This window comes from Micromonospora endophytica, assembly GCF_003236305.1.
GTDB classification, from domain to species: domain Bacteria; phylum Actinomycetota; class Actinomycetes; order Mycobacteriales; family Micromonosporaceae; genus Micromonospora; species Micromonospora endophytica.
The window spans coordinates 1-18,002 of sequence record NZ_POTX01000118.1 but is presented as its reverse complement, the minus strand read 5'-3'; the positions used below and the strand labels follow the sequence as shown (position 1 = coordinate 18,002).

At 71.1% G+C, this 18,002-nt stretch carries 19 protein-coding genes and 3 tRNA genes; 13 read left to right on the top strand and 9 right to left on the bottom strand.

All coding sequences use genetic code 11. From position 1 onward, the window contains the following. Window positions 1-114: 114 nt before the first annotated feature. The 3 genes from C1I93_RS17720 to C1I93_RS17710 are packed head-to-tail and all read right to left on the bottom strand — an operon-like array spanning window position 115 to window position 3,876. Window positions 115-1,593, bottom strand: a complete 1,479-nt coding sequence (locus C1I93_RS17720) for a dihydrolipoyl dehydrogenase family protein (RefSeq protein ID WP_111244402.1) — start codon at window positions 1,591-1,593, stop codon at window positions 115-117. 55 nt (window positions 1,594-1,648) lie between these two features. Continuing rightward, window positions 1,649-2,968 carry a cryptochrome/photolyase family protein gene (locus C1I93_RS17715; protein WP_111244399.1) on the bottom strand — a complete coding sequence of 440 codons (1,320 nt, stop codon included), beginning with the start codon at window positions 2,966-2,968 and terminating at the stop codon, window positions 1,649-1,651. After that, on the bottom strand, window positions 2,965-3,876 hold the full coding sequence (locus C1I93_RS17710; protein ID WP_111244398.1) for a phytoene/squalene synthase family protein: 912 nt from the start codon (window positions 3,874-3,876) through the stop codon (window positions 2,965-2,967). Before C1I93_RS17710 ends, C1I93_RS17715 begins: the two co-directional genes overlap by 4 nt. Before the next feature lie 65 nt (window positions 3,877-3,941). Here C1I93_RS17710 and C1I93_RS17705 point away from each other — a divergent pair, with 65 nt between their 5' ends. From C1I93_RS17705 to C1I93_RS17665, 9 genes are all read left to right on the top strand, one after another. Continuing rightward, window positions 3,942-5,093 carry a polyprenyl synthetase family protein gene (locus tag C1I93_RS17705; protein ID WP_111244397.1) on the top strand — a complete coding sequence of 384 codons (1,152 nt, stop codon included), beginning with the start codon at window positions 3,942-3,944 and terminating at the stop codon, window positions 5,091-5,093. A 30-nt stretch (window positions 5,094-5,123) separates the two neighbouring features. Then, window positions 5,124-6,605, top strand: a complete 1,482-nt coding sequence (crtI, locus tag C1I93_RS17700) for a phytoene desaturase family protein (protein WP_111244396.1) — start codon at window positions 5,124-5,126, stop codon at window positions 6,603-6,605. Window positions 6,606-6,660: 55 nt separating this feature from the next. Continuing rightward, window positions 6,661-7,218 (top strand): isopentenyl-diphosphate Delta-isomerase, encoded by a 558-nt coding sequence (idi, locus tag C1I93_RS17695; RefSeq protein ID WP_111244395.1) that lies wholly within the window; start codon window positions 6,661-6,663, stop codon window positions 7,216-7,218. Beyond that, a complete protein-coding gene (locus C1I93_RS17690) occupies window positions 7,208-8,155 on the top strand; it encodes a MerR family transcriptional regulator (RefSeq protein ID WP_111244394.1) in 948 nt (315 codons plus the stop codon). Before idi ends, C1I93_RS17690 begins: the two co-directional genes overlap by 11 nt. A 153-nt stretch (window positions 8,156-8,308) precedes the next feature. Further along, entirely contained in the window at window positions 8,309-9,094 is a 786-nt protein-coding gene (locus C1I93_RS17685; protein WP_111244393.1) for a polysaccharide deacetylase family protein, read from the top strand. 154 nt (window positions 9,095-9,248) lie between these two features. Further along, a tRNA-Glu gene (locus tag C1I93_RS17680) sits at window positions 9,249-9,321 on the top strand. Between the two features lie 33 nt (window positions 9,322-9,354). Beyond that, a tRNA-Asp gene (locus tag C1I93_RS17675) sits at window positions 9,355-9,428 on the top strand. A 100-nt stretch (window positions 9,429-9,528) separates the two neighbouring features. After that, window positions 9,529-9,602, top strand: a tRNA-Phe gene (locus tag C1I93_RS17670). Between the two features lie 126 nt (window positions 9,603-9,728). Then, window positions 9,729-10,241: an SRPBCC family protein gene (locus tag C1I93_RS17665; RefSeq protein ID WP_111244392.1), complete on the top strand. Its 513-nt coding sequence runs from the start codon at window positions 9,729-9,731 to the stop codon at window positions 10,239-10,241. A gap of 43 nt (window positions 10,242-10,284) precedes the next feature. Here C1I93_RS17665 and C1I93_RS17660 read toward each other — a convergent pair whose 3' ends face one another. After that, window positions 10,285-10,674, bottom strand: coding sequence for a hypothetical protein (locus C1I93_RS17660; RefSeq protein WP_111244401.1), 390 nt, complete (start codon window positions 10,672-10,674; stop codon window positions 10,285-10,287). 154 nt (window positions 10,675-10,828) lie between these two features. Here C1I93_RS17660 and C1I93_RS17655 point away from each other — a divergent pair, with 154 nt between their 5' ends. Further along, window positions 10,829-12,172 carry an ABC transporter substrate-binding protein gene (locus C1I93_RS17655; protein ID WP_111244391.1) on the top strand — a complete coding sequence of 448 codons (1,344 nt, stop codon included), beginning with the start codon at window positions 10,829-10,831 and terminating at the stop codon, window positions 12,170-12,172. Window positions 12,173-12,230: 58 nt separating this feature from the next. Here C1I93_RS17655 and C1I93_RS17650 read toward each other — a convergent pair whose 3' ends face one another. After that, the gene (locus C1I93_RS17650) at window positions 12,231-12,977 is read right to left on the bottom strand and encodes an enoyl-CoA hydratase/isomerase family protein (protein ID WP_111244390.1); all 747 of its coding nucleotides are present in this window, start codon (window positions 12,975-12,977) and stop codon (window positions 12,231-12,233) included. Beyond that, window positions 12,974-13,867 (bottom strand): 3-hydroxyacyl-CoA dehydrogenase family protein, encoded by an 894-nt coding sequence (locus tag C1I93_RS17645; RefSeq protein ID WP_111244389.1) that lies wholly within the window; start codon window positions 13,865-13,867, stop codon window positions 12,974-12,976. The genes C1I93_RS17650 and C1I93_RS17645 overlap by 4 nt, the downstream gene beginning before the upstream one ends. A 194-nt stretch (window positions 13,868-14,061) precedes the next feature. Between C1I93_RS17645 and C1I93_RS17640 the strand changes: the two genes are divergently transcribed. Beyond that, window positions 14,062-14,358 (top strand): hypothetical protein, encoded by a 297-nt coding sequence (locus tag C1I93_RS17640; protein ID WP_111244400.1) that lies wholly within the window; start codon window positions 14,062-14,064, stop codon window positions 14,356-14,358. A 119-nt stretch (window positions 14,359-14,477) separates the two neighbouring features. On the opposite strand, the gene C1I93_RS17635 is transcribed toward C1I93_RS17640, so the two are convergent. Next, complete coding sequence (locus C1I93_RS17635; protein WP_111244388.1) at window positions 14,478-15,257, bottom strand: class I SAM-dependent methyltransferase; 780 nt, start codon at window positions 15,255-15,257, stop codon at window positions 14,478-14,480. 54 nt (window positions 15,258-15,311) lie between these two features. Here C1I93_RS17635 and C1I93_RS17630 point away from each other — a divergent pair, with 54 nt between their 5' ends. Next, on the top strand, window positions 15,312-15,692 hold the full coding sequence (locus C1I93_RS17630; protein WP_111244387.1) for a PPOX class F420-dependent oxidoreductase: 381 nt from the start codon (window positions 15,312-15,314) through the stop codon (window positions 15,690-15,692). A 69-nt stretch (window positions 15,693-15,761) separates the two neighbouring features. Here the strand turns inward: C1I93_RS17630 and C1I93_RS17625 are convergent, their stop codons facing one another. Beyond that, window positions 15,762-15,941, bottom strand: a complete 180-nt coding sequence (locus C1I93_RS17625) for a BldC family transcriptional regulator (protein WP_223256349.1) — start codon at window positions 15,939-15,941, stop codon at window positions 15,762-15,764. A gap of 353 nt (window positions 15,942-16,294) precedes the next feature. Further along, window positions 16,295-17,134: a DUF8083 family protein gene (locus C1I93_RS17620; protein WP_111244386.1), complete on the bottom strand. Its 840-nt coding sequence runs from the start codon at window positions 17,132-17,134 to the stop codon at window positions 16,295-16,297. 204 nt (window positions 17,135-17,338) lie between these two features. Here C1I93_RS17620 and C1I93_RS17615 point away from each other — a divergent pair. Continuing rightward, the coding region (locus C1I93_RS17615) for a Glu/Leu/Phe/Val dehydrogenase dimerization domain-containing protein (RefSeq protein ID WP_146603521.1) at window positions 17,339-18,002 on the top strand (664 nt) is incomplete at its 3' end.

Genomic DNA, 18,002 nt, shown 5'->3' with positions numbered 1-18,002 from the left:
CTCCCACCCTCTTCGCTACCCGCCGCACCCCCGCCGACCTTGGTACGTAATGGCCCCTCCGAGGGCCCCCAGGGCCGAAATCGTCCAAGATCTCAAAGCAGGGGAGGTAACGGGCTAGGAGGGCAGGTTGCGGAGGGCTTCGGAGATGGCGCGGTGGAAGGTGGGGTAGGCGTAGATCATGTGCCGGAGCTGGGTCAGCGGGACCGCCGCGTGCACGGCCACCACCAGCCCGGAGAGCACCTCGCCGCCGGCCGGCCCGGCGGAGGTGGCCCCGATCAGGACGCCCTGATCGGCGTCGGCGATCAGTTTGATGAAGCCGCCCTCGTCGGTCTTGTGGATCCAGCCCCGGGTGTTCGAGGAGAGCTTCGAGAAACCGATCTGCACGTTGATGCCGCGTTCCCGGGCCTGCCGCTCGGTCAGGCCGACCGCGCCGATCTCGGGGTCGGTGAAGGTGACCCGGGGCAGCGCCCGGTAGTCGGCGCGCGGCACCGATCCGGCCGAGCCGCTGGCGCCGGTGGCCGCCAACGCGCTGGCCGCGCCGACCGCGCCGCCCACCACGCTGGCGGTGCCGCTGGGATCCGCGCCGGGGTCGGCGCGCCGGGCGTGGTCGAGCACGTCGGCGACGACGATTGCCGCCTGGTACATGGCCACGTGGGTGAAGGCACCCTCGCCGGTCACGTCGCCGACCGCCCAGACGCCGTCGGTGACGTGCAGCCGGTCGTCGACCGAGAGGTAGCGCCGACCGGCGTCCACCCCGATCGTGTCCAGTCCCAGCTCGTCCAGGTGGGCGCGGCGTCCGGTGGCCACCAGCAGCCGGTCGGCGGTGAACTCCTCGCCGCCGGCCCCGCGCAGGGTGAAGCCGTCGGCGTCGTGCTCGATCCGCGCGGCCTTGACCTGGGTCTGGATCTGCACGCCGTCGGCCCGCAACGCGGCGGCGACCGCCTCGGACGCCTCCGGCTCCTCAACGAGGAGCACGCGTTCCGACGCTTCCAGCACCGTGACCCGTACGCCGAAGCGGGCGAACACCTGGGCCAGCTCCAGCCCGATCGCGCCACCGCCCAGCACCAGCAGCGATTCCGGCAGTTCCTCGACCTCGATGGCCTCGCGGTTGGTCCAGTACGGCGTGTCGGCCAGCCCGTCGATCGGCGGCACCGTCGCCTTGGTGCCGGTGCCGAGCACGATCCCGTGCCGGGCCTGGAACACCTGTTCGCCGACCCGCACCCGAGCTGGCCCGTCGAACCGGCCGCTGCCCCGCACGAAGCGCCCACCCTTGTCGGTGAAGCGCCGCACCGCGGCGGTGTCGTCCCAGTTGGCGGTGGCCTCGTCGCGGATCCGTTTCGCCACCGGCGTCCAGTCGGGGTGGACCTGCGCGGTGCCGGCCAGCCCGTCGACCCGGCGGGCCTCGGCGATCGCGTTCGCCGCCCGGATCATCATCTTGCTCGGGATGCAGCCCCAGTACGGGCACTCCCCGCCGACCAGGTTCCGCTCGATGCCGACCACGCTGAGCCCGGCCTCGGCGAGTCGCCCGGCCACCTCCTCGCCGCCGACCCCGAGCCCGAGCACGACCACGTCCACCAGTTCCGGCTCCGTCATGCTGACAGCATCGCGTACCGTCCCGCCGTCGGCCACACGCCTTCCGGGTCCAGGGTCAGCGCAGCCAGACCGGTTCCGGGCCGGGCACCTCCAGTGGCGACGGGTAGTCGAGGGTGCGCCGCAGCGCCGTCGGCAGGCGCCACGGCTGGTGCACCGCCGCGCCCGGCACCGTGGCCAGTTCCGGCACCCAGCGCCGCACGTACGCGCCGTCCGGGTCGTATCGCTCGGCCTGGCGGATCGGGTTGAATCCCCGGTACGGCCTGGTGTCGTTGCCGGTGCCGGCGACCCACTGCCAGTTGCCTGAGTTGTTCGCCACGTCCCCGTCCAGCAGCCAGCGGAAGTAGACCGCCACCCCGTCCCGCCAGTCCAGGCCCATCGTCTTGGTCAGGTAGCCGGCCGTGATCAGCCGGGCCCGGTTGTGCAGCCAGCCCTGTGCCCGCAACTGCCGCATCCCGGCGTCCACGATGGGCAGTCCGGTGCGTCCCTGCTGCCACGCGGCGAGCGTGTCGTCGGCATAGCGCCAGTGCTCGGTGGCGCCCCGCCGGTACGCCCTGCGGGAGATGTCCGGGAAGGCGGCGGTGACCTGGTGGTAGAAGTCCCGCCAGCAGAGTTGCCGCACGAACGGCGAGTCGCGGTCGGCCCGGTTCGCCACCGTCAGTGGGGAGAGGCAGCCGAAGCGCAGGTAGGGGCTGAGCCGGGAGGTGCCGTCACCGGCCAGGTCGTCGTGCCGGTCGCCGTAGTGCGGCACGGCCGGCAGCCAGGTCGTCAACCGACGCCACGCCTCGTCCTCGCCACCGGGGACGGCCTCCGGCGAGTCCCCGGCCGGCACGGCGGGGAGGCGACCCACCGGCACCTGGGCCGGTAGCGTCACCCGAGCCGGTGGGCCCAGTTCGTCCCGCCACCGGTGTGCGCTCCAGGCCCGGTGGTATGGGCTGAACACCCGATAGTGGTCGCCGCCGGTCGGGCGGAGCGCGCCCGGGTCGACGACGGTGAGCCCGGGGAAGAACCGCAGGTGCAGCCGGTGCCGCTCGCATTCGGCGCGGAGCCGGGTGGCCCGTCGCTCGGCGTACCGCGAGACGTCGGCGCTGAGCGCGATGCCCTCCGCACCCACCTCACCGGCCAGCCGGATGGTCTCGGCGACCGGGTCGCCGTGTCGGAGCACCAGGTCGCCGCCGAGGCCACGCAGTGCGGCCCGCAGCGCGGCGAGGCTCTGGTGCAGGAACCGGGTGCGGTTGGGCGACAGCTGCGCCAGCGCCGGGTCCAGGACATAGAGCGGCACCACCCGGTCGAAGGCGGCGCAGCTGGTGGCCAGCGCCGGGTGGTCGTGCACCCGCAGGTCGCGGGTGAAGAGCACGATGCCGGTACGCCCGGTCACGGCAGCGGTGGGCCGGGCAACGCGACGGGCGTGCCGGTCGGGGTGAGCAGGGCCCGGCTGGCCACCGCCATCCGGCGTCGCTGCGGCACCGTGGCCCGCCTGACGAACACGTCGTAGTCCTGGGCCGCCACCTCGTCGAGAATCCCGCCATAGAGGGCGTACGCGGTGCGGATGCAGGCTTGTGAACCGGCGTCGAGCAGCGTCACTCCCGGTGCCGCGGCGGCGTAGTGCGCCTGGGCCCGGCCCACCTCGTGCCGGATCAGTTCCCGTACCGCCTCGGTGGCCCGGCCGGCGGCCCGGCAGGCCGCCAGGTCGTCCGCTGTCACGCCGAACGCGGCCAGGTCGTCGACGGGCAGGTACGTCCGGCCCCGGTCCAGGTCTTCGGCGACGTCCCGGATGAAGTTCGTGAGCTGGAACGCGAAGCCGAGCTGGCGGGCCGGCTCGCGGGCCGCCGACGGGTCGGAGCTGCCCAGGATGGGCAGCATCATGGTGCCGATGACCGCCGCGGACCCCTCCATGTAGTCGACCAGCTGGCCATAGCTGCGGTACGACGACACGGTCAGGTCCATCGTCATGCTCTTGAGGAACGTGGCGAAGTCCTCCCGGTCCAGGTCGAAGACGGCGATGGTGTGCAGCACCGCGGGCAGCAGCGGGTCGTCGACCGGTTCGCCGTGCAGCCCGGCGACGAACCGCCCACCCCAGTCGTCGAGCTGGGCGGCGCGTTCGGCCGGCGGCAGGGCCTCGGTCTGATCGACGATCTCGTCGGCGTACCGAGTGAATCCATATAAAGCGTGCACATGCCGCCGTTTCCAAGCGGGCAGCAGGCGGGTGGCGAGATAGTAGGTACGGCCATGACGTTTGTGCAGCTCACGACATCTTCCGTAGGCGGCGGCGAGATCCTGTTCCATGGCCCCTCCCGGTAAATCGACGCACCAATCGACGCAACTTGCAACCTTAGGGTACGCTCAGCCCCATGGCCAACGACGAACTAACGGGTAACCTGCTTCGCGTGGCGCCTGATCAATCGATCGACGAAGATGATCCGATTCAGGCCGTTCTGGCCGCTTACACCCGAGACCTCGGCACAGCCATCGACCGGATCCTGGCCGAGTTCCTGACTCCCGAGGTCGATTCGTTACGCGAAATCGACGCAGCTATGGGTGATTTCGCCGCCACGGCCCGCGACTGCGTTCTGGCCGGCGGCAAACGGGTCCGCTCGACCTTCGCGTACTGGGGCTGGCGTGGGGTGGTCGGCGCCGACCAGCCGGTCGATCCGGTGCTGCCCGCGCTGGCCACGTTGGAGCTGCTGCACACCTTCGCGCTGGTGCACGACGACGTGATGGACGCCTCCGCCCTCCGGCGGGGCCGGCCCACCGCGCACGTCGCGGTGGCCTCCCGACACGCCGCCGCCGGCCGCAACGGCAACTCCGACCGCTTCGGCGAGGCGGTCGCGGTGCTGATCGGTGACCTCTGCATGGTCTGGGCAGATCAGCTCCTGGCCCGCACCGCACTGCCCGCTCCCCAACTGATGCAGGTCCGGCGCGGCTACGACCGGATGCGGGTGGAGACGATCGCCGGTCAGTACCTCGACGTCCTCGGCGAGACCGATCCCAGCAACTGGTCGGTGGATCGGGCCCTGCGGGTGGCCCGCTACAAGACGGCCAGCTACACCGTCCAGCGGCCGCTGTTGTTTGGTGCCAGCCTGTGCGGAGCGGACGACGCCACGGTGATCACCGCCTACACCCGCTATGGCCGCTCGGTAGGCGAGGCGTTCCAGCTCCGCGACGACCTGCTCGGCGTCTACGGCGACCCGCTCACCACCGGCAAACCGGCCGGCGACGACCTCCGCACCGGCAAGCCGACAGCCCTGCTCATGCTGGCCCGCCAACTGGCCAGCCCGGCGCAGCGCCGGGCTCTTGCGGGCACCGGCCCGCACGTCACCGAGTCGGCGGTCGCCCAGCTCGCCGAGGTGGTGCGCGACACCGGCGCGGTCGACCGGATCGAACGGATGATCGACGAGCGGATCGAGGACGCGCTGGCGACGCTGGACGCTCTCACCATCGACGAGACCGCCCGCACCGCCCTGGTCGGCCTCGCGACCGCGGCCGCTCGACGGTCGGCATGATGGGCTCCGTAAACAGAAAGGTGGTCGTCGGTGCGCACCGTTGACGGACGTACGGACCGGGTCGTGGTCGTGGGCGCTGGCCTGGGCGGCCTGGCCTGCGCGCTGCACCTGGCCGGCAGCGGACGGCAGGTGACCCTGCTGGAACGTGAGCCGGTGCCGGGTGGGCGGGCCGGCCGGCTCAGCGTCGACGGCTACGAGTTCGACACCGGCCCGACCGTGCTCACCATGCCCGACCTGATCGCCGAGGCGCTCGGCGCCGTCGGCGAGGAACTGACCGACTGGGTCGACCTGATCCCGCTCGACCCCGCCTACCGGGCCTACTACCCGGACGGCTCCACGCTCGACGTGCTCACCGACACCACCCGGATGGCGGCGGAGATCTCCCGGGTCTGCGGGCCGCAGGAGGCCGACGGCTACCTCCGTTTCGTGGACTTCGCCCGCGAGCTGTGGCGGCTGGAGCGGGCCGACTTCATCGAGCGCAACCTCGACGCCCCCACCGACCTGCTCACCGCCAACCTGCTCCGGCTGCTGGCCAACGGTGCTTTCCGGCGCCTCCAGACCAAGATCGACCAGTTCTTCCGGGACCCACGTACCCGGCGGATCTTCTCCTTCCAGGCCATGTACGCCGGCCTCGCCCCGCACGACGCGTTGGCGATCTACGCGGTGATCGCGTATCTCGACTCGGTGGCCGGGGTCTACTTCCCGCGCGGCGGGATCCACGCGGTCTCCCGGGGCCTGGCCGGTGCCGCCGAGAAGCACGGCGTGCAGATCCGGTACGGCACCACTGTCACCCAGGTGGTGACCGCGAACGGCCGGGCCACCGGCGTGCTGACCGCCGACGGCGAGTTCGTCCCGGCGGACGTCGTGGTGCTCAACCCCGACCTGCCGGTGGCCTACCGTGACCTGCTCCCACCGTCGCGTCCGCGCCGGTTGACCTACTCGCCGTCCTGCGTCGTGCTACACGTCGGCTCGACCCAGGGGTACCGTCGCATCGCCCACCACAACATCCACTTCGGGCGGGCCTGGAAGGGCACCTTTGACGAGGTGATCCGGCGCGGTGAGCTGATGACCGACCCGTCCCTGCTGGTCACCAACCCGAGCCGGACAGACCCGGCGGTGGCGCCCGCCGACCGGCACACCTACTACGTGCTCGCCCCGGTCCCCAACCTGGACCGGGCGCCGTTCGACTGGCGTGGCGACCTCACCCAGCGTTACACCGACCAACTCATCAACACCCTGGAGCAGCGCGGCTACCTCGGCTTCGGCGCGGGCGTCGAGGTGCTCCGGGCGGTCACCCCGGCCGAGTGGGCGGAGCAGGGCATGGCCGCCGGCACCCCGTTCGCCTCGGCGCACACGCTCTTCCAGACCGGTCCGTTCCGGCCGTCCAACATGCATCGATCATTGTCCAACGTGGTCTTCGTCGGCTCGGGCACCCAGCCCGGCGTGGGAGTCCCGATGGTGCTCATCTCCGGCAAGCTCGCCGCCAGCCGGGTGACCGGGGAAGGCAAGTGAACACCGGCAGTCCCACCCAGCGCAGCATCGACGTCGCGAACGGAGGACGGCACTGATGCCACCGTCCCGGGAGGCTCACCTGGTCGAGTTGGTCGACGACGCTGGTCACGCCGTCGGCGAGACCACGGTGGCCGCCGCGCACCGGCCGCCGGGTCAGCTGCACCGCGCCTTCTCCGTGCTGCTTGTCGCGCCGGACGGCCGGATGCTGCTTCAACGCCGCGCGGCGGCGAAGACCCGGTTTCCGCTGCGCTGGGCCAACTCCTGCTGCGGGCACCCCCTGCCGGGTGAGTCGCTCACCGAGGCCGCGCATCGGCGGCTCGCGGAGGAGTTGGGGGCCGGCCCGGTGCCACTGACCGAGGTCGGGGCCTACGTCTACCGCGCCGAGGATCCAGCCACCGGGCGTGTCGAGGTGGAGTACGACCACGTGCTGCGCGGCGAACTCAGCCCGGACACCGTGTTGCGCCCCGACCCGACGGAGGTCGCCGAGCTGCGTTGGGTCGACCCGGCCACACTTGCCACCACACTCACCACAGATCCCGATTCGTACGCCCCCTGGCTGGGCGGCGTACTGGACCGGCTGCTGCACCCGTCGGAGCGGTCGGGTGGCCGATGAGGCGCTGAGCGCCGGCGCGGTCGCCCGTCGACTGGGTGTGGCAGTGACCACGCTACGTACCTGGCATCAGCGGTACGGCCTCGGGCCCAGTCAGCACGTGCCCGGGCACCACCGGCGCTACACCCCTGCCGACCTGGCCCGGCTGGAGATCATGCTGCGGCTGACCTCCGAGGGCGTCAGCCCGGCGGAGGCGGCCCGCTGGGCGCGGCAGGTACCCGGCACACCGCCCGACGGCACCGCCGTCCGGGCGCGGCCGAGGAGCTTTCGAGACGGCGGTGGCACGGCGATCCCGGTCGGTCGCGCCGGCCCGGCGGCCCGCGGTCTGGCCCGCGCCGCGATGCGACTGGACGCCCTCGCGATCACTGAGACGGTTACCCGGGCCATTGCCACCGACGGGGTCGTCCGCACCTGGGACCGGCTGCTCCGTCCGGTGCTCGTCGGCATCGGTGAACGGCACGCCGCGACCGGTTCCCTGATCGAGGTCGAGCACCTGCTGTCCCGGTGCGTGTCGGCGGCGTTCGCCGCCATCGTGACGGCTCGCCCGGCTCCCGCCGGGCCGCCTCGCATCCTGCTCTCCTGTGCCGACGAGGAACAGCACAGCCTGCCCCTGGAGGCGCTGGCCGCCGCCCTCGCGGAGGCCGGTGTCAACCACCGGATGCTCGGTGCCCGGGTGCCGGTGACCGCCCTGCTGGACGCCATCGACCGGACCGGGCCGGCCGCCGTGGTGGTCTGGTCACATCTCCGGTTCACCGCTGACGCGTCCCAGCTCACCGCCCTGCTCACCGCGCCACGCCGCCCACTGCTGGTGCTGGCCGCCGGGCCGGGTTGGCAGGCCGACAACCTGCCCGCCGGAGTGGTCCGCCCGGTCGACCTGGCCGAGGCGCTCTCGCTCGCTGTCGCCGTACGCGACTCGCTGGACCGCTCGGCCGCCTCCTGATCCGTCCCGGCGCACGAACTGGCCCACCACCGGCCCCCGCGCCAAGGTGCCGCGGTACGCAGGGCGTTCGGGCCCTGACCCGCCGTGGATGCCGGTGAAACCGGGCAACTAGCGTCGAGGGGTACGCCTACCCCGACCCCTCGGGAGCGAACGATGCGTTCACGTCTCCTGCTCGCCTGCGCCACCGGCCTGGCCGTGCTGCTGGTGTCCGGCTGCGCCGGCACGGGCCCGCCCGACACCAGCCCTCCGGCGAGCCCGCCCCCCTCGGCCGCACTGCCACCGCAGGCGACGCCGGCCCCGACCCGCACCACACCGCCCAAACCGCGCCTACGGGCGCTGCCGGCCAAGCTGCCGGCGGGTCTGGTCCGGACCACCGGAAACGCCAAGGTCGCTCTCACCTTCGACGACGGGCCGGACCCGGCCTGGACCCCGAAGGTGCTGGACCGGCTGAAGAAGGCCAAGGTCACCGCCACCTTCTGCGTGGTGGGGACCCAGGTCCGCAAGCACCCTGAACTGGTCCGTCGGATCGTCCGGGAGGGCCATCAGCTCTGCAACCACAGCTGGAACCACGACCTCGACCTGGCCCGTCGACCGATCGCCGAGATCCGTGCCGACCTGGTCCGGACGAACAAGGAGATCCGGCGGGCAGTGCCGGACGCGGAGGTGCCGTTCTACCGCCAGCCCGGCGGCCGGTGGACCGCCGAGGTGGTGAAGGTGGCCCGGAAGCTCGACATGCGGTCGCTGCACTGGACGGTCGACCCACAGGACTGGGCCAAGCCGACCGCCGCGACCATCGCGAAACGGGTCAAGCGCACCGCCAAGCCCGGAGCGGTCGTCCTGCTGCACGACGGCGGCGGTGACCGGGCCGCCACCCTCGCCGCCTGTTCCCGGGTGATCACTGCGCTGAAACGCGACCATGGCATCGTGCGTCTCCGCTGACTCCCGCCTGACCTGCTCTTTCTCGGCCCGTTGCCGCTGCGGCCATACCGGTTTGGTCGTCCGGTGAGACATCACGTATGCTTTCGAAGCCTCCGGCGGGGCCGGATGGGAGCAAGTCCGCACAACGTTGCGAGTGTGCAATGATGGCGGGGCCGCCCTCATCGTCTAGCGGCCCAGGACGCCGCCCTTTCAAGGCGGTAGCACGGGTTCGAATCCCGTTGGGGGCACGGTCCGGCTTCGGCCGGATGCAACACGAGCTGGGTCCTGTGGAGCAGTTGGAGTGCTCGCCGCCCTGTCAAGGCGGAGGTCGCGGGTTCAAGTCCCGTCAGGACCGCAAGCGCTGACGCCGCGCCATGCGCGGCGTTCCGCGTATCGGGGAATGCGACCCTCGCGGCGGTGGTCCCGCCCTCCGGGTAGCATGAGCCGAGCACCACGGCCAGGTAGCTCAGTTGGTACGAGCGTCCGACTGAAAATCGGAAGGTCGGCGGTTCGACCCCGCCCCTGGCCACATAGCCTTTCGCCGGGCTTTACAAAGCGCTGACCAGCGTATCGCCGGTCAGCGCTTTTGTTTGCCCCATCGGGTAGTACTGGCGTGAGCTGCGCATGCGGGCATGAGCCGGTATGGTCCGGGCCTATGGGACACGGGATGGCCGATGCGACGGAAGTCACGCAGGATCATGACCGGTTCGCCCTTCGCAGCACCCTGCTGGTTCCCACCCCCGCCGAGCGGGCCTATGAGGTGTTCACCGGGAACATCGCCGACTGGTGGGTGACGGAATACACCTGGTCCGGGCCGGGTGCGCTCGCCGAGCTGGGCATGGAGCCCCGAGCCGGCGGGATGCTCTACGAGATCGGTCCCTACGGGTTCCGCAACGACTGGGGTCGCGTCGTCATCTGGGATCCGCCTCGCCGCCTGGTCTTCACCTGGCAGATCGGGGCGGACCGCGTCCCGGTGCCGGACCCGGCGCGGGCCAGCGAGGTCGAGGTGCTCTTCACCTCGGCAGGTTCCGGCACCCTGGTCGAGGTCACGCACCGGCACTTCGACAGGCACGGCGAGGCTGCCGAAGGCTACCGGGAGGCGTTGACCGCCGGCTGGCACGAGCTGCTGTCCCGCTTCGCCGCCACGGTGACCGACCGCCTGACATGAGGCCGTTCCGGGCCGATAGGGGCCACATCCGCGGGGATGCTGATCAGCTGGCCCGGTGCCGCAGCGTGGCCACTGCCGAACCAGCGAGGGTGAGCAGGCATTCGGGCAGCAGCCCGTCGGCCGCCGCCGCACCGAACAGCGCCTCAGCGGTGTCGAGGTCGGCGTTGGCGTACGCGCTGACGAAGCGGGCCACCCAGCGGGCGTCGTACTCCGCCTGCTCGATGCCGGGAAAATCGAGCGCACAGGTTCCCGACGGCACCGGATCGCCGACCATCGTCGCGGCCAGGCACCATGCCACACCGTACGCGCCGGCGAGGCCGTCCCGATCGACCACCGCGTCGAAGGTCCCCGTCACCGCCTCGGAGTCCCCGTCGAGCGCCGAACGGAGAATGGCATTGGCGTCGTCGAGCATTTGCTGTGGCGAGTCGGTCACCCACCGCACAGTAGGGCTGCCGGTCAAGAAGCGACAGATGACTACTCTCCGTGCATATCAGAGGCGACCTGCGGATAGCCGGACCTCCATGGTCCCGTTGACCGGCGCGGCACGCTAGTCTGCGCAGCGGACCTTCGCCGGAGGAAGGACGACAATGCACATGTCACGCGGCTCGCGGACGGCCGCTCTGGCTGCCTGCGCAGCGCTCCTGCTTGCCACCAGCGCCTGCGGGGACGACCAGGCCGAGGAGGCGACCACCCAACAGGTGCGCCTCTACGGCACCGACGGCAACATGTCCAATTCGTACGCGGACGAGTTGGAGGATCGTGCCAGTCTGGTGGACGGCATGAAGGGCACCACGCCCCTCACACCGCTGCCCGAGGACTTCAAGAAGCGGCTACTGTCTGTCGATCCGCAGCTTGACGGCTTCCTCTACGCCGCCGAGGCGTACGACGCGGTGGTGATCAGCACCCTCGCGGCGGAGATCGCCGGCACCACCGATCCGGCGGCCATCGCGAAGCAGATCGTCGGCGTCACCAACGACGGCACCAGTTGTGGCAGCCCGGCCCAGTGTCTGCGGCTCATCCGCGACGGCAGGGACATCGAGTACCGCAGTGTCTCGATCACCCGCGCCGGTTTCACCGACGCCGGTGAGCCGGCCACCGCCAGCTACGCGACGCTGCACTTCGACGGTGAGCGGCTCAACGACGCCAAGACGGAGTTCGTCGGCGCCGGCGACGAGTCGGCGGCGAGCAGCAAGGCGCCGCCGAGGGTGAACCGTCCGGCCGGTGCCGGCAACGGCCCGCTGGTCATCGGCGGACTGCTGCCCAAGACGGGTGACCTGGCGCTGGCCTACCCGCCGCTGGCCGCCGGTACCGCGCTGGCGATCAAGGAGATCAACGACGCCGGTGGGGTGCTCGGCGAGGACGTGGTCTGGGTCGACGGTGATGACGGCACCAACCCCACTGTCGCCAAGGCCACGGTGGCCCGCCACATCGATGCCGGCGTTCACGTGATCATCGGCGCGGGTGGCTCGGGCATCTCCGCCGCCGTGCTGGAGGACGTGGTCCAGGGCGGACGGATCCTGTTCTCCCCGTCGAACACCGCAGCCAGCCTGACCAACGCGGACGACAACGGCCTCTACTTCCGTACCGCCCCGCCGGACAGTCTCCAGGGCCGGGCGCTGGCCGACGTCATCCTCCGGGACGGTCCGCAGAAGATCGCGATCGTGGCCCGTAAGGATTCCTACGGCGAGGGCCTCCAGGACGTCGTCCGCTCCGAGTTGGAGCGGGCCGGTTTCGGCGGCGACAAGGTGAAGTTGCTCAGCTACGAGCCCGGTGAGGGTGCCGAGGCCCCACCGATCAACTTCAGCGACGGCGCCAAGCAGATCAAGGAGTTCGGCGCGGACGCCGTCCTGATCATCGGCTTCGGTGAGTCCGCCGCCGTGGTCCGGGCGCTCGCGGACGCTGACGTACCGCTGGCGGCGCTGAACCGCTGACCATCGCCCGACGGCCGCACCGGACACGGTGCGGCCGTCGTGGTGTTGCCGGGCCCGGTCAGCGCCCGCGCCGCCGCTCCAGAAACTCGGTCATCCGGTGGTGCTTCTCCTCGTCCTCGAAGAGCACCGCCTGACTCACCAGGTCCAGCTGCGGGTGTGCGGCGGCTGGCGCGTCCACGGCGAGTTTGGTCAGCCGCAGCGCCAACGCCGATCCCTTGGCCATCTCGTCAATGAACTCGTGTGCCGCCGGCAGCAGCGCCTCCGGTGCCGCCACCACCTGGTTCACCAGGCCGATTCGTAGCGCCTCCGCGGCATCCACCCGCCGCCCGGTGAACAGCAGTTCCTTGGCGCGGGCCTCACCGACCAGCGCCGGCAGCCGGTGGGTCGCACCGGCACCAGCCAGGATGCCCAGTCGCACCTCGGGCTGCCCGAAGACCGCGCGCTCCGTGCACACCCGCAGATCACAGGCGTACGCCAACTCGGCGCCGCCGCCCAGCGCCGGCCCGTCGACGGCCGCCACGGTCGGCATCGGCAACGCCCGGATCCGGGCGAAGGCGGCCATGTTGATCGCGGCGAGCGCGTCCAACCGGCCCCGCTCACGCAACTGGCCGATGTCGGCGCCCCCGGCGAAGATCCCGTCGGTCCCCCCGGTCAACAACAGCATCCGGGGGCGGGCCTCCAACTCGGCGCAGACGTCGTGCAACGCGGCGATCAGGTCGGCGTCGATGGCGTTGCGCTTCTCCGGCCGGTCCAGGGTCACCACCAGCCGGTCCGCGCGCTCCTCGATTCGCAGCCCGGTGCTCATCGCACCGCCCCCGGCTCGGGCGACTCGATGCCGCCCGCGCGGACCCCGTCGGCCCAACTGTAGAAACCCTGTCCGGACTTCTTGCCCAGCCGGCCCGCGGCCACCATCTCGACAAGCAGCGACGGCGGCGCGAACCGGTCCCCGTACGCGGCCTGGAGGGTACGGGCGATGTCGAGGCGGACGTCCAGGCCGACCAGGTCGGTCAGTTCCAACGGCCCGACCGGGTGCCGGTAGCCGAGCGCCATCGCCTTGTCGATGTCGGCGGGGCTGGCCACCCCGTCGGCCACCATCCGGATCGCCTCCAGCCCGAGGGCCACCCCGAGTCGCGAGGTGGCGAAACCGGGCATGTCGCGTACCACGACGGGGTCCTTGCCCAGCCGGGCGGCGAGCGTGCGGGCCGCGTCGGTGGTCTCCGCTGCGGTGGCCGGCCCAACCACGATCTCCAGCAGCGTCATGGCCCAGACCGGGTTGAAGAAGTGCAGCCCGCAGAAGCGTTCCGGTCGTGTCAAACCGTCGGCGAGCTCGGTGATGGGGATGCTTGAGGTGTTGCTGCCGAGCAGCAGCGGCCGCAGCGCCTCCGCCTCGATCAGCACCGCCCGCTTCAGGTCGAGTCGTTCCGGCACCGCCTCCACGATCACGTCCGGCTCCGCCGCCACCTCGGCGAGACCCGCCCGCAGGGTGACCCGCTGCCGGCTTGCGGTGGCCTGCTCGGCGGTCGCCTTGCCGCGCCGCACGGCGCCCTCCCACAACTGCGCGAGCCGGGCCACGGCCGCGTCGCCACGGGCGCGGTCCACCTCGACCAGTTCCACCAGATGTCCGGCCTCCGCCGCCACGTACGCGATCCCGAGGCCCATGGTGCCGGCCCCGACCACGACGAACCGCTCAGTCATGGTGACACCACCGCACAGTGACGTTTTCCCGCTCGCTGACGCCGCTGGCGTGCGGGATCGCCGCCACGCCGGAGCCAGCCCGTACGCTCCGCTCAGTCATACGTGCGACCTTATGCAGCACCGGCCACGGCCCATGCGTGGGGGCGGGCGAGGTCGGGTAAATGATCGCCGACAACCAAGGGAAGGACGAGCAGATGAGCCAGGCACCGGAGACCGCGGGCCACGCGGGTACCGAGGAGACCGTCGAGACTCGCGGCGACGAGCGCATCGACCTGCTGCGTGCCGACACCAACAACGACGGCCGTACCGACGTCTGGGTGGTCGACACCGACGGCGACGGCAAGGCCGACCTGTTCCAGTTCGACACCGACGGCGACGGCAAGGTGGACGTCACGATGGTCGACCTCGACGAGGACGGCCAGCCCGACGAGATCGTCGACGGCGACGGCGGCCTCCCGCCCGAGCAGCTTCCCCCGACCGTCCAGGTCTGAGGTGTAAGGAGGGGCCCCCTGTTAACGCCTCCGGTAGAGCAGGGGGCCCCTATTAACAAATGCCAGACGCCAGACGGCCGCGGGACGCCAGGCACGTCGGCGCGGGGGCGGGCGGCACGTCAGGCGGACAGGCGGAGCGTGGCGAGGTAGTAGGGCGCGTCCCGGTCGTCCACGTCAACCAGTCGCCAGGCGGTGCCGTGCACCAGGCCGGCCAGTTCCTCGGGCGAGCAGACCAGGTAGTCGAACCAGGGCGTACCCAGTTCGCGGTAACGCAGGCGCAGCCGCAGCTGCCCACCGAGCCGGCCGCGTCGACGGTTGTACTCGTGATAGCCGGTGTGTACGGGATCGCGGGTGCCGTACGGATCGGTGCCGTGCGCGATCACCTGCGCCCCGGGGCGGGCCATCGCGGCGAGGGCGGCCAGGAAGGCGGGAGCGCGTTCCCGGCCCTCGATCAGCCCCAGGTTGTTGCCGAGCAGCAGGAAGGTGTCATAGCGCCGTCCGCTCGCCGCGTGCTCGTCGACAGTGCCGTGCACGAGGTCGCGTACGCCCCGGCGGCGGCACACCGCGAGCGCACCGGGTGAGACGTCCAGCCCGGTGACCGGCACCTCGCGCTCCTGAAGCAGCAGTGCGATCCGGCCGGCGCCGACGCCGATGTCCAGGGTGTCGCCGCGTACCCGGTCCACCGCTCGGTGGTCGTGCGGCTGCCAGTCCGCTGGCCCGTCCAGGTAGTGCGCTGCCGGAGCGCCGTTGATCAGCCCGTCGTCCCGCTCGATCACCTCGATGACCGGACGGGGCAGACGCCCGCCGGCCAGTGGCCGAGGGCCGACCCCGGTGGCCACGGCCATCGCGTCGCGCAGCAGTTCCCCGAAGACGTCACCGATCCGTGGTTGTCCCGTCACATTCGCCACGTTATCCGGCTGTCTGCTCGGAGCCGGCACCCGTATCCTGGGCGGATGACCACGTTGGATCGGCTCGCGGCGGAGAAGTACATTCTCCTCACGACCTTCCGAAAAGACGGCCGGGCGGTACCGACCCCGGTCTGGGCGGTTCGAGACGGCGATGCCCTGGCCGTCTGGACGGTGTCCGACGCCGGCAAGGTGAAGCGAATCCGGCGCAGTGGCGACGTGACAGTGGCACCCTGCGACGTACGCGGCCGGCCGCACGGTGAGGCGGTGCCGGCCCGAGCGAGCCTGTACGACCCCGGAGCGACAAACCGGATCCGCGGACTCATCAAGCAGAAGTACCGGATGATCGGCCGGCTGACGCTGCTCGGCAGCCGGCTGCGCCGCGGCGAGGCCGGCACGGTGGGGATCCGGATCGAGTTGACTGAATAGTGACACCCGGGCATGACGAAGGGCGGCGGATTGGATCCGCCGCCCTTCGAAGCCTGCTATGCGCCCCCGTCAGTCGCCTTGGCGTTGCTGCGGGATCTGACCCTGCAACAGCGCCCTGACCTCAGATTCCCGGTAACGACGGTGGCCACCGAGGGTCCGGATGGCGCTGAGCTTGCCAGCCTTCGCCCACCGGGTCACCGTCTTCGGGTCGACACGGAACATCGACGCCACCTCGGCCGGTGTGAGCAGCGGCTCTGGTTCGTGCGTTCACGATGCCATCGGTCACTCCTCCACATGTATAGACATCGGCCGGGGTCCCGCCGGCCGACGCGTCTCCCATGGTCCGGCTAGTCCCCGATGTCCGACATGGGCCGAACGGCCGAACGTCCCTAGACGGACGGATGAACCATGCCCGATTTATACGACTTTTACACACCAGAATCCACCTTATTCGGACTCATGATCACGGTTCGTGATGCATCAACTACGAAGTCTCTTCACGTTACCGTACGTAAACAGGACAAAAGGGGATCACCAACCGCGTCCGGTAATGTTTGCCGCGTCACGTCCTGTCGGTGATCTGTCAGCCGACCCGGAAGCTCTTAGTTGCAGCGCTCCAGAAGTTGCACGGCGCGCCAGCGGGCCACCAGCTTGTCGTAGGCGGTGGACGCCTCCTCCGCCTCGCCGCGGGAAAGGCCGGCCAACCCCGCCGCGACCAGTTCCGGTGAGTCGTCCTCGGCGAGCGTCTCGTCCGAGAGCAGCTCGACCAGCCCGCCGTAGTCCAACTCGACCACCGAGCGCGGATGGAACTCCTCCAGCCAGCGGGCGGCCTCCTCCACCGCCTCGGTGATCGGCGCCTCACCCACCGACTTGCGCAGCACCGCCAGGGCCCGCGACGAGCGGCGGCGCGCCTTGGAGATCTCCGTCCGGAACCGCAGCGCACGCCGGTCCGGCGCGGTGACGTGGTGCCGTTCGTCCGGCTCGAACAGCACGAACCACCGCAGCGGTACGCCCCAGGTCGCGATCTGCTCGTGCACCCTCGGCACACCGTGCTCCAGCACCCGGGCACCGCTGCGCCAGTCCTCCACCACCGCTTTCGCCTGGCCGGCGAGCACCGGCGGCACGAACGCGTCGGCCAGCACGGGAGGCACTCCGTCCCGGGCGCTCAACGCCGCCTCAGCCACCCGGATCCGCAGGTTCCAGGGGCAGACCAGCAGCGTCTCGTCCGTCTCCAGCACGTACGCCTCGTCCGGCAGATCGGGCAGCCGGGTCCAGCCGGCACCCAGCGCCTCGATCACCGAACTGCGCTGCCGGCCGGGGCCTTCCACCGGCGCCACCGCCCGCCCCTGCTCGACGTAGCGCCGCCAGTACGACTGACGGTCCCGGTCGAAGGCGGTCAGCGGCTCGTACACGCGCAGGTATGAAGCGAAAAGCGACGGCACGGCGCGATCCTCCCACGAACCGCAAGCCGAGCGTTGCTCGGCGTCATCACGGCCGAGCGGAGCGCCCGCAGGACGGGACAGCGCCATCGGGGTCGGGCGGGGTACGGGCGGCCGATACTAGGCTCGCAACACCGGCAGCATCCCCGCCGGCGTACACCAGGTCCGCGTCCCACAAGGACGCCCGCCGACACAGGAGCCACAGTCATGGGCGTATTCGCCAGCACCGACGACCCCGACGCCACCGGCCATGAGCAGGTCGTGTTCTGCCAGGACAAGCAGACCGGCCTGAAGGCGATCATCGGTATCTACTCCACCGCGCTGGGCCCCGCGCTCGGCGGCACCCGCTTCTACCCGTACGCGAGCGAGGAGGCGGCCCTCGCCGATGTGCTCGACCTGTCGCGGGGCATGGCGTACAAGAACGCCCTCGCGGGCCTGGACCTGGGTGGCGGCAAGGCGGTCATCTGGGGTGACCCGGAGCAGATCAAGAGCGAGGCGCTGCTGCGCGCGTACGGCCGCTTCGTGCAGTCGTTGGGCGGTCGGTACTACACCGCCTGCGATGTCGGCACCTACGTGCCGGACATGGACGTGATCGCCCGCGAGACCCGCTACGTCACCGGCCGCAGCGTCGAGCACGGCGGGGCGGGTGACTCCTCGATCCTGACCGCCTGGGGCGTGTTCCAGGGCATGCGGGCGGCAGCCGAGCAGGTCTGGGGCGTACCGACGCTGCACGGCAGGCGGGTCGGCGTGGCCGGGCTGGGCAAGGTCGGTAAATATCTCGTCGGTCACCTGCTCGACGACGGCGCCGAGGTGGTCGCGACGGACGTGAACCCGCGGGCGCTGGAGTGGGCCCGCACCACCCACCCCCAGG

Coding starts and splice junctions, on each gene's coding strand:
- C1I93_RS17720 (WP_111244402.1), bottom strand. CDS start 1,593: ATGACGGAGCCGGAACTGGTGGACGTGGTCGTGCTCGGGCTCGGGGTC.
- C1I93_RS17710 (WP_111244398.1), bottom strand. CDS start 3,876: ATGGAACAGGATCTCGCCGCCGCCTACGGAAGATGTCGTGAGCTGCAC.
- C1I93_RS17705 (WP_111244397.1), top strand. CDS start 3,942: ATGGCCAACGACGAACTAACGGGTAACCTGCTTCGCGTGGCGCCTGAT.
- idi (WP_111244395.1), top strand. CDS start 6,661: ATGCCACCGTCCCGGGAGGCTCACCTGGTCGAGTTGGTCGACGACGCT.
- C1I93_RS17685 (WP_111244393.1), top strand. CDS start 8,309: ATGCGTTCACGTCTCCTGCTCGCCTGCGCCACCGGCCTGGCCGTGCTG.
- C1I93_RS17665 (WP_111244392.1), top strand. CDS start 9,729: ATGGGACACGGGATGGCCGATGCGACGGAAGTCACGCAGGATCATGAC.
- C1I93_RS17655 (WP_111244391.1), top strand. CDS start 10,829: ATGCACATGTCACGCGGCTCGCGGACGGCCGCTCTGGCTGCCTGCGCA.
- C1I93_RS17650 (WP_111244390.1), bottom strand. CDS start 12,977: ATGAGCACCGGGCTGCGAATCGAGGAGCGCGCGGACCGGCTGGTGGTG.
- C1I93_RS17645 (WP_111244389.1), bottom strand. CDS start 13,867: ATGACTGAGCGGTTCGTCGTGGTCGGGGCCGGCACCATGGGCCTCGGG.
- C1I93_RS17640 (WP_111244400.1), top strand. CDS start 14,062: ATGAGCCAGGCACCGGAGACCGCGGGCCACGCGGGTACCGAGGAGACC.
- C1I93_RS17630 (WP_111244387.1), top strand. CDS start 15,312: ATGACCACGTTGGATCGGCTCGCGGCGGAGAAGTACATTCTCCTCACG.